At 54.1% G+C, this 3,125-nt stretch carries 3 protein-coding genes; all 3 read right to left on the bottom strand.

The window, feature by feature from the left end; translation table 11 throughout:
* Positions 1–206 precede the first annotated feature (206 nt).
* Genes mreD through PHD44_RS07270 form a run of 3 tightly spaced genes read right to left on the bottom strand, consistent with a single transcriptional unit; the run spans position 207 to position 2,718 of the window.
* Positions 207–674, bottom strand: coding sequence for a rod shape-determining protein MreD (gene mreD, locus PHD44_RS07280; protein WP_300189784.1), 468 nt, complete (start codon positions 672–674; stop codon positions 207–209).
* On the bottom strand, positions 664–1,665 hold the full coding sequence (gene mreC / locus PHD44_RS07275; protein ID WP_300189781.1) for a rod shape-determining protein MreC: 1,002 nt from the start codon (positions 1,663–1,665) through the stop codon (positions 664–666). The genes mreD and mreC overlap by 11 nt, the downstream gene beginning before the upstream one ends.
* Before the next feature lie 15 nt (positions 1,666–1,680).
* Positions 1,681–2,718 (bottom strand): rod shape-determining protein, encoded by a 1,038-nt coding sequence (locus tag PHD44_RS07270; protein ID WP_300189779.1) that lies wholly within the window; start codon positions 2,716–2,718, stop codon positions 1,681–1,683.
* Between the last annotated feature and the right edge of the window lie 407 nt (positions 2,719–3,125).

The raw sequence follows: 3,125 nt of genomic DNA, 5'->3' as shown, positions 1-3,125 counted from the left end.
TGAGCCTGATGGTACTGGCAAATCTTTACTTGCTGCGCGGGAGACTGGCGGCATGAACACAGGGAAAATCTGCCCAAAAACCGTCGAAATGCTGAAATTTGGGGAGATTTTCAGCCAAAACCGGCTCATCAAGCGAAAAAAATCACGTTGAACGTCAGCCGCCCAGTATTTTCGATTCAATCAGAGGTTCCTTAGGGAAGCGCTGATCAATATCGCCTGCGGAACAGGTGAAAAACCATCAAGATAAATGGCCAGGCAACGAGATTGCTCACTACGCGCACCAGATTATGCAAAAGCATGTTCGGTTCGGAAATTCCCCCCTGCATCCAGAGCGAAAACAGCAAGTAAACCGTGCTTAATCCAGCTATGAACAGTGCCTGCTGGACTGGGCCGGTAAGGAAAAGTATTTGCCTCAAACCCAGAACCACGGCGGCACTCAGAGTGAACAGAAGTGCATTCGCCCCAAGTAATCCTACACTTGCGACATCAAGAACCAGTCCAGATAACCAGGCGACGCCCAGCCCGACCGAATTGGGTTCACGGATACACCAGTACAGAACAGTCAGCAGCAGCCACTGGGGCGCGTAGTGCTGGTACAGTGGCACGCTGGGCTCAATCGTCAGGATCAACGCCACCAGCAGGCTGAGCGGGATCATCACCCAGTTACTGCGCATGCGGCTTCTCCTGGCCGGGCTGTGACTGAGTCGCCGGGGGTGCGCTGAAGCTTGGCGCAAGAAAGTCTGGCGCACGAGGCGCAATATCTTGAGTCGATTCAATCAGACGCTGCGAAGGAATTGACACCACAGAAGCCTGCTCTGCCTTCCTATCGGGCGGCGGTGGGGCATCCGGTGGATCGGTCAGGACCAACACCTGGCTGATACGATCAAGATCGGCAACGGGTCGGGCCGTAATGTTGACGAAAGCCTGACTGCGTTCATCCTGCACCTGGGTGACCCGTGCAACGGGATAACCTTGGGGAAATACGCCGTCCAGGCCCGAAGTGGTCAGCAGATCGCCGACTTTTACATTGAAGCGTTCCGGAATGCGACTCATGGTCAGGGTGTCGCGCGTATCGGTTCCCTTGACAATGCCAACGAAGCCGGTATCGCCGATAGCAACGGATAGGGCATAGTGGCGCGAGTCAATTTTCAGGACAACGGCGCCGGTCAATGAGCTGCGGAGAATCTGACCCACGATACCTTGGCCGTCAATGACGGGCTGGCCCGGTTTTACGCCATCACGGATACCGCGGTTGATCGTGAATGTTCGCTGTTCGGGGTTGTCGTTAACGGCGATCAAACGAGCCAGCAAAACGTTGGGTACTTCCGTGCTCTGGCCATGCAGTAGTTTTCTGAGCTCGTTCAGTTGTTTCTGTAGATCAAAAAACTGCTGCATTTGCCCCTTGAGCAGGAGGTTCTCCTCTTCGAGCGCGCGTATCCTTTTGACCTGTTCTGTTTTGTTTTCAAGAAATAGAGAAAGATTTGCTCCCCAGGCAGCGGGCGCATGCACAATTCGGGCAATGCCATCGGTCAGGCTGCCGATACCGCTATTAAGCTGTTTAACCCATGAGCTGCCCGCTCGATCCAGCGCCATCAGAAACACGGACAGCAACACCAGGACCAAAAGCTTGGTAATGCCGGGGCGATGTGACTCGAATAAGGTCACGAATGGTCTTGGGCGTTATTCAGCGGCAAACAGCGAGCTGTGGCGCTGATCGATGAGTTCGAGTACCTTGCCGCCGCCCCGTGCAACGCAAGTGAGCGGATCATCGGCAATCACGACGGGCAGGCCGGTTTCTTCACGGATCAGTTTGTCGATATCGCGAAGCAGGGCGCCGCCACCGGTGAGCACGATGCCGCGTTCGGCGATATCCGAACCGAGTTCAGGTGGTGTTTGTTCCAGTGCGGTGCGCACGGCCTGAACGATGCCGTAGAGGGGTTCATTCAGCGCTTCGAGGATTTCATTGCTGTTCAGCGTAAAGCTGCGCGGTACACCCTCGGCCAGATTGCGCCCCTTGACGTCGATTTCAAGCAGTTCCTTGCCAGGATAGGCTGAACCGATTTCTTTCTTGATTCGCTCGGCGGTGGCTTCACCGATCAGGATGCCATAGTGCCGGCGCACGAACGCGATGATGCTTTCGTCGAATTTGTCGCCACCAATGCGCACCGAAGAGGAGTAGACAATGCCGTCGAGTGAAATCACCCCGACTTCCGAGGTACCACCGCCGATGTCGACCACCATCGAGCCTCGTGGCTCATCCACGTTGATGCCGGCACCAATGGCCGCGGCCATTGGTTCTTCAATGATGTACGCCTTGCGGGCTCCGGCGCTCAAAACCGATTCCCGAATGGCACGGCGTTCAACCTGGGTTGCCCCGACGGGTACACAGACCAGAACGCGTGGGCTGGGGCGGAACCAATGACTGGAGTGCACCTTCTTGATGAAGTGCTGGAGCATTTTTTCGGTAACGTGGAAGTCCGCGATTACGCCATCGCGCAGTGGACGCACGGCCTGAATGGATTTCGGGGTGCGTCCGACCATTTGTTTCGCTTCAATACCGTACGCCTGAATGGCGGTTTGGCCTCCTTCGTTTCTCAGGGCGACGACCGAAGGTTCATCCAGTACGATTCCGCGACCGCTGACGTAAATCAGGGTATTGGCCGTACCCAGATCGATGGAGAGATCAGTTGAGAAGATGCCGCGGAAACGTTTGAACATAAAATATACCGGTATAACTGTATTAATGAGGTCGGAGTAATGGGCGGTTCATTATTGTTCAAGGAGTTGATTATTAAATGTTTTCGCCCATGAAAAATGGCGTGAAATAATCGACTGGACCCTTGTCGGTTTTTGAAACTGTTTCGCCTGCATGACATCCGTGTAAAAAGAGGCAACACAATACCAATCTGTGTATTTTCCAGCAAGCCATCATGCGGTTATTTGCGCCAATTTTGTGCTTGATTTGCCGGGACTGGTCTTTGTTTGGTTCCTTAAAGCATGATCTGGTTCTGTCCCGAGGCGTATTTCCATAAATGCGTGGGATCATCTGCCGTCTTGCAGCCAAAACAGGTTAAAATCATCCGGTAATCGCACGTGTGTCCAGCCTGTTTTCTGGCGCATGTCCC

The organism is Halothiobacillus sp., assembly GCF_028710545.1.
Lineage (GTDB): Bacteria > Pseudomonadota > Gammaproteobacteria > Halothiobacillales > Halothiobacillaceae > Halothiobacillus.
Note: the sequence above shows the minus strand (reverse complement) of the source record. Positions and strands in the feature narration are given on the sequence as shown.

What these genes read in the sequence shown, in the direction of transcription:
- mreD (WP_300189784.1), bottom strand. Translation starts at nt 674, where the DNA reads ATGCGCAGTAACTGGGTGATGATCCCGCTCAGCCTGCTGGTGGCGTTG.
- PHD44_RS07270 (WP_300189779.1), bottom strand. Translation starts at nt 2,718, where the DNA reads ATGTTCAAACGTTTCCGCGGCATCTTCTCAACTGATCTCTCCATCGAT.